Source organism: Aquifex sp., from assembly GCF_056494385.1.
Window position 1 is genome coordinate 22,673 of the sequence record NZ_JBSLZM010000001.1, and the last position, 6,243, is coordinate 28,915.

General features: G+C 43.5%; 6 protein-coding genes and 1 tRNA gene. 3 read left to right on the forward strand and 4 right to left on the reverse strand.

Going from position 1 to position 6,243, the window contains the following annotated elements:
* Window positions 1-53: 53 nt before the first annotated feature.
* Both ACWB1W_RS00150 and ACWB1W_RS00155 read left to right on the forward strand, forming a co-directional pair.
* Window positions 54-1,238 (forward strand): (Fe-S)-binding protein, encoded by a 1,185-nt coding sequence (locus ACWB1W_RS00150; protein WP_479369367.1) that lies wholly within the window; start codon window positions 54-56, stop codon window positions 1,236-1,238.
* A gap of 7 nt (window positions 1,239-1,245) precedes the next feature.
* The gene (locus tag ACWB1W_RS00155; RefSeq protein ID WP_479369368.1) at window positions 1,246-1,752 is read left to right on the forward strand and encodes a hypothetical protein; all 507 of its coding nucleotides are present in this window, start codon (window positions 1,246-1,248) and stop codon (window positions 1,750-1,752) included.
* 106 nt (window positions 1,753-1,858) lie between these two features.
* Here the strand turns inward: ACWB1W_RS00155 and ACWB1W_RS00160 are convergent.
* Window positions 1,859-1,933, reverse strand: a tRNA-Val gene (locus ACWB1W_RS00160).
* Between the two features lie 35 nt (window positions 1,934-1,968).
* Between ACWB1W_RS00160 and flhB the strand changes: the two genes are divergently transcribed.
* Window positions 1,969-3,021: a flagellar biosynthesis protein FlhB gene (flhB, locus tag ACWB1W_RS00165; protein ID WP_479369369.1), complete on the forward strand. Its 1,053-nt coding sequence runs from the start codon at window positions 1,969-1,971 to the stop codon at window positions 3,019-3,021.
* On the opposite strand, the gene hemG is transcribed toward flhB, so the two are convergent.
* The 3 genes from hemG to ACWB1W_RS00180 form a co-directional block, all read right to left on the reverse strand.
* Window positions 3,012-4,319, reverse strand: coding sequence for a protoporphyrinogen oxidase (gene hemG / locus ACWB1W_RS00170; RefSeq protein ID WP_479369370.1), 1,308 nt, complete (start codon window positions 4,317-4,319; stop codon window positions 3,012-3,014). The genes flhB and hemG overlap by 10 nt on opposite strands.
* Window positions 4,320-4,354: 35 nt before the next feature.
* Complete coding sequence (guaB, locus tag ACWB1W_RS00175; protein ID WP_479369371.1) at window positions 4,355-5,827, reverse strand: IMP dehydrogenase; 1,473 nt, start codon at window positions 5,825-5,827, stop codon at window positions 4,355-4,357.
* A 40-nt stretch (window positions 5,828-5,867) separates the two neighbouring features.
* The coding region (locus ACWB1W_RS00180) for a hypothetical protein (RefSeq protein WP_479369372.1) at window positions 5,868-6,243 on the reverse strand (376 nt) is incomplete at its 5' end.

Here is a 6,243-nt window from a genome sequence, read left to right on the forward strand (position 1 = left end):
CATAAGAAATTTTTATCATAGAATAAGGGAAGGCTAACCATAAAATCATCTCTATGAAAGAGGAGTTTGATTTTCCCCTTGACCTGGCACAGAAGTGCGTAAAGTGCGGGCTTTGTAAGTCCGTATGTCCCACTTATCCCTTCAGAGAAGAAGAAGGTGCCTTTGCCCGCGGAAGGCTCGCCCTTGCGGAAATGGTTATAAAGGGAGAACTTCCCCTTACGAAAGAAGTGGTAGCTCAATGGAACGAGTGCGCTATGTGCAGAAGGTGCGAGTGGATATGCCCTAACGATGTCCAGTATAAAGAAATCCTCACCCGTGCAAGGGAGATACAAAACAAAGAGATGGGTAAGGACCTTATCTCCGAAGCGGGGCTAAAGAGCCTTGAGTTTATGCAGTCAAAGGTCGGAAGAGCTGCCCTTAAGGTTGCAGGAATTTTATCAAAACCCCTTCCAAAGGAGATAAAAGTTCCCTTACCCACGGGGGGTGTTAAGTTCTTTCCGAAACCTTACGGAAAGCCTTTCGGGATAAGGGGAAAGACCTTTAAAGCTCAAAAGGAAAAGATGAAACTCCTCTTCTTTACTGGTTGTATGATAGACGTTTTTTACGGAAAAACCGGGGAAAACGTTATAAAGGTTCTTAATAAACTGGGATACACAGTAGTTGTTCCTAAAGATATAAAGTGTTGCGGAGCACCTCACCTTTACCATGGAAACACGGAAGCTTTCGAGAGGTTAAAAGAGCATAATCTTAAGGAGATGGAAAAATACGAATACGACGCTATCGTTGTAGCTTGTCCCACGTGCGGAGGTGCCTTGAAAGAAGATTACGGAAAGGACTGGAAGGTTTACAGCTTTACCGAACTTCTCTCCGACGAAAGAATAAAGTTTAAGGGAAAAGGAGAAAAGGTAACCGTTCACGTTCCCTGCCACTACTACACAGCTATGAAACTCAATCCTAACAACTTTTACAAAGTGCTTGAGAAGGTTGAAAACGCTCAGACGGTTAAGGCTGAAAAAGCCCAAAGCTGTTGCGGATTTGCCGGATTGTTCTCAATAAAGAACCCCAAGCTTTCGGAAGAGATACAGAGGGAAAAGATGCTTGACTTTAAAAAGACGGAGGCGGACTACGTCGTTACCGAGTGCCCCGGATGTGTCCTCCAGCTACGGGACGGAGCCAAGAAGTTTAAAAATAAACAAGAGGTTAAACATATAGCGGACTACCTCGCGGAAAGGCTTTAATAAAGTTATGGCGGAGCTGATAATGATGTGGGGGAGAATCTCGGAAAGGGATTTCTCCCCTGAACGGATATTTTTTCTCGTTTCCGAGCCCTATTACCACTGGGTTGAAACGGCAAGGGAAAGGCCAAAATACGACTTTCGGGAGAGCGGTTTCAGACAGTTTGTAGACCCCTCTTCCGAATACATAATAACCGATGCTATTTTAATGTTCGGGCTTCAGTATGCTAACAACTACGAGGAGCTTATAGAAAGCCTAAATCCCGTAAGACTGATGGTAAGAATGGAACCGGGGAGCTTTCTCGGTATGAGCCATCACTTTCTGGGAGCACCTTTTGAGATAGAAAAGGATGAGGTTCTGAGGGAGTTCTTAAATATGGCGAGAAAAAAGCTTGAGGAAAACGGATTTAAACTTGACGTTGTTGTTAATGCTTTTAACAAATCTCTCGGAGAGAAGGCGTTATCTAACCTTAGAAGAATAAGAAATCTGGAGTTTAGGTTTTTTGAAACCTTTTAAATTTATCCTTTTAGCTTTCTTTTTTGCTTCTTCTTTCCCTTTCCGAAGTTCCTTTTCTAAACCTTCCTTATAAAAAAATTTAGCTTTCCGGGTCTTAGGGCTGAAGTGGTAGGCGCGGGGGGACTTGAACCCCCGACCTCCGGCGTGTCGGGCCGGCGCTCTCCCACTGAGCTACGCGCCTTTACAAAAATAATATTATACAAGATATTAATTCCTATGCCAGAGGAGCATAAAACCGAGAGAGCAACGCCTTACAAAAGGAGAAAGGTAAGGGAAGAGGGAAACGTCGCTAAAAGTCAGGAAATAGCATCCTCTCTTGTTGTCCTGTTTTCCGTTATACTTCTCTTCTTTCTCGGTGCTTACATAATTAAGGAGATAGTAAAAGCATTCCTTATAATAACGGGTTTTATCCAGGGAGATATACCGAGTCTTGAGGGGATATTTAAGAATGTTTACCTTGACATTCTTAAAACTTTGCTTCCGCTCTTTCTTATATCCATACTTGTAGTTTTCATCTCTCATGTTGCACAGTTCGGTTTTGTCTTCACACTAAAACCCCTTTCTTTTAAGGCTGAGAGGTTAAACCCCTTTGAGGGAATTAAAAGACTCTTTTCTTTGACCACCCTGTTTGAAGCTGTAAAGAGTACCTTGAAGGCTGTTCTCCTTATAGGTATAGCTCTCTTTATTCTCAAGGGTAGTCTGTGGTTCTTTCTTGAGTCAGCCTCTGTTCCCGTTCTTGAGGCTATTCACAGGTTTCTCAACATTACGACAGGCGTCCTAATAGTTATGGGAGTAGTTGCCTTTTTTATAGCGCTTCTTGATTACGCCTTTAGAAGATGGCAGTATGAGCGAAAAATAATGATGTCAAGGAGGGAACTTAAGGAGGAGTATAAACAGCTTGAAGGACACCCCGAAGTAAAGGGAAGGCTAAAAGCACGTATGAGAGAACTCGCGAAAAGCAGGATGGTGGCTGAAGTTCCTAAATCAACGGTAATAATAACAAACCCGACACACGTAGCTATAGCCCTGAGATATAACCCCGAGAAAGATAAAGCACCTGTTGTTGTTGCAAAAGGAAAGGGTGTGATTGCGGAGAAAATAATTGAAATAGGTAGGGCTTACGGCATCCCTATAGTGCGAAAGCCTGAACTTGCAAGAGCTCTGTATCCTGCGGTTGAAGTGGGAAAAGAAATATCTCCGAAGTTTTATAAAGCCGTTGCAGAAGTTATAGCTTACGTTATGTTCAAGAGAAAAAAGGTTTACGCCTGAGGGCGGAGAAAACCTTCAACTTTCCTTGCCACTTCTTCCGAGGCTTTTATCACGTTGTTCATTGATACCCCGTAAAGCCAGTTCCCCGTAAGAAAAAGACCGGGATAATCCTTCTCCATCTCCTTAGCGAGTTCAAGGAACTTTCCGTATCCCACGTTATACTGGGGTATAGCCCTTTTCCACCTGTCTATCCTTATGTGGTGTATGTCCTTTATGGGAAGTATCTCGTAAAGCTCCTTCTCAACGGTCGCAATTATCTCCTCGTCGGTAAGTTCTATTACCTCCCTGTCCGTAGCACCGCCAAGAAAAACTGTAAGTAACTCCTTTCCCTGGGGAGCCCTTCCGGGGAAAAGCTTTGACATAAACATAGCACCGAGAATTCTCTTCCCTTCAACCTTGGGAACGAGGAAACCGAAACCGTCAGGAATATTACCGTCAACACCCACGTTTACAACAACAACGGGTGGATAATCTATCTTGTCAAACTCCTCACTTGCACTGAAAGAAATCTCCTTAAGAAGGTAGGAAGATGTATAAGCAGGAGAGGCAACCACTACACTCTTAGTCTCTATCTTTTTGCCCCTCACATCAAGCTTAAACTTATCCTCAAACTTTCTCATTCTGAGAACCACGTTTTCTGTATGAACTTCAAGGTTTTCGGAAAGTCTTTCAACAAGTTGAGAAAGACCTTCGGGAAAAGATATAAGTTTTCCCTTTAGCATTACCTTTTTTTCTTTCATAAAAGCTTTTAGGAGGCTTCCGTATCTTTTCTGAACTTCGTAGAGTTTTGGTGTTGCATACTTGAGGGAGAGCTTCTCGGGGTCACCTGCATACACACCCGAAAGGAACGGTGCAACCACGTAATTTAAAAACTCTTCCCCGAAATGTTCCCTTACAAAATCCGCAACGGATATATCCTCCTCTGTTCCCTTTTTAAACAACTCGGTAAAAACCTTCAGCTTTGACCCGAGAGAAAGGAGGGGAGTCGTTAAAAATGTGAAGGGAGACATGGGAACGGGTATGAGTTCACCCTTCTTGTATATGTATCTGTATTTAGAGGATGGTCTCGCATCTATGGGTTCCAAACCCAGTTCTTTTAGAAAACTAAGAACTTCATTGTCCGCAAGAAGCGTTTGGGGACCGGCTTCCATCAGGTAGCCGTTTTCCTCTACAGTTTTTATTGTCCCGCCTATACGTTCGTCCTTTTCGTAAACGACAACATCAAAACCCTTTTTCTTCAATCTATATGCAACGGAAAGCCCTGAAATTCCCGAGCCAACAACAACAACATCTCGCATATAGAAATTTTAAACGAGGAGAAAAAGGAGGGAAATTAATCCACCCAGTAGTTAGGAGCTTCTTTTGTTATCTGAACATCGTGAACGTGGGACTCCCTGTATCCCGCCCAGGTTATCCTCACAAACTTAGCTTTTTCCTGTAGTTCTTTTATGTTCCTTGCACCCACGTATCCCATACCGGAACGAAGTCCTCCAACTAGTTGATAAACAACATCCGCGAGTTTGCCCTTATAAGGAACTCTTCCCTCTATTCCTTCCGGAACGAACTTCTCTAACTTCTCTTGTCCGTATCGGTCCGAGGATATTCTTGAGCTCATAGCACCAAGGGAGCCCATTCCCCTGTAAACCTTGTAAGCCCTTCCCTGGTAGTAAATAGTCTCCCCGGGAGCTTCCTCGGTTCCAGCAAGGAGATTTCCGAGCATTACGGCGTTAGCTCCCGCCGCTAAAGCTTTTACTATATCTCCCGAATATCTTATTCCTCCATCAGCTATGATGGGAATACCGTATTCCCTTGCCACGTTTGCACACTCCATAATTGCTGTGAGCTGGGGAACTCCTACACCGGCGACTATCCTCGTCGTACATATAGAGCCCGGCCCAACACCAACCTTTACCGCATCAGCTCCGGCCCCTATTAACGCTCTCGTTCCCTCACCCGTTGCGACATTTCCCGCTATGACGTCAAGGCTCGGGTATAGGCTTTTTATCTTCTCAACAGTCTGGATAACCCTTTTTGAGTGCCCGTGTGCTGTATCAACAACTATAACGTCCACACCCGCTTCAACGAGAGCGGCTACTCTATCAAGGGTTTCCTCACCCGTTCCGACGGCGGCTCCTACCCTTAGCCTTCCGAGTTCATCCTTGCATGCGTTCGGATACTTTCTCCTCTTCACTATGTCCTTTATGGTTATGAGCCCTTTTATTTTCCCCTCATTGTCAACTATCGGGAGCTTCTCTATCTTGTATTTCCTGAAAATTTCTTCTGCGTCCTCAAGTGTTATCCCTTCTTTAGCGGTTATGAGGTTATCCTTCGTCATGAAGAGGGATACCTCTTTTCCGTAGTCCTCGGGTTTTATGAACCTGAGATCTCTGTTCGTAAGAATTCCTACCAGTTTACCTTCCTCGTCAACGACGGGAACACCTGATATCTTATACTTTGCCATTATATCAAGGGCTTCTTTTACCTTGGTATTCGGTTTAACCACAACGGGATTAACTATCATACCGCTTTCGGATTTCTTTACTTTTTCAACTTCTTCTGCCTGTTTCTTAACGGGAAGGTTCCTGTGGATTATACCTATACCCCCTTCCCTTGCAAGGGCTATGGCAAGCCTTGCCTCCGTTACGGTATCCATAGCGGCGGAAACTATGGGTATGTTCAACCTAATTCGCTTCGTCAGATAAGTGGATACATCAACCTCGTGAGGTAAAACTTCGGAATACTGAGGAACGAGGAGAACATCGTCAAAGGTTAAACCTTCCTTTATCAGCTTCTCAACTTCTACCATAAATATATTATCTTACATTCATTCATCCCTGTGTATAAGCTTAAACACCAAAGAAATCAACCGCTTTCCATAAATCTTTTGAAAGTTCCAGAAACTCACTTATATTTTTAACCGATTTAAAACTTTTCACTTCCTTCTTTTCTCCCTTTAATAGGTCCTTAAAGAGGAGTTTACCCTCACCTATGTTAAATATAAACTCAATAATTTCCACCTTCTCGGTATACTCTGAAAGTTTATCCTTCTTTACGTGAACTAACGTATTCCTGAAGAGGGTAACACCCTCATGGGAAATGGGGATTCCGAGAAGTTCATATAACTTCTCTACACTTCTCGGATGTTTGTTAATTCTCCTTAACTTTCCTCGGGAAGAGCTTTTACCTTTGTATATATTCCCTTCCTCTGTGTATACTTCAAGT

Bases quoted from the DNA above. Each gene is read 5' to 3' on its own strand.
- flhB (WP_479369369.1), top strand. From the start codon at position 1,969: ATGCCAGAGGAGCATAAAACCGAGAGAGCAACGCCTTACAAAAGGAGA.
- ACWB1W_RS00150 (WP_479369367.1), top strand. From the start codon at position 54: ATGAAAGAGGAGTTTGATTTTCCCCTTGACCTGGCACAGAAGTGCGTA.
- hemG (WP_479369370.1), bottom strand. From the start codon at position 4,319: ATGCGAGATGTTGTTGTTGTTGGCTCGGGAATTTCAGGGCTTTCCGTT.
- ACWB1W_RS00155 (WP_479369368.1), top strand. From the start codon at position 1,246: ATGGCGGAGCTGATAATGATGTGGGGGAGAATCTCGGAAAGGGATTTC.
- guaB (WP_479369371.1), bottom strand. From the start codon at position 5,827: ATGGTAGAAGTTGAGAAGCTGATAAAGGAAGGTTTAACCTTTGACGAT.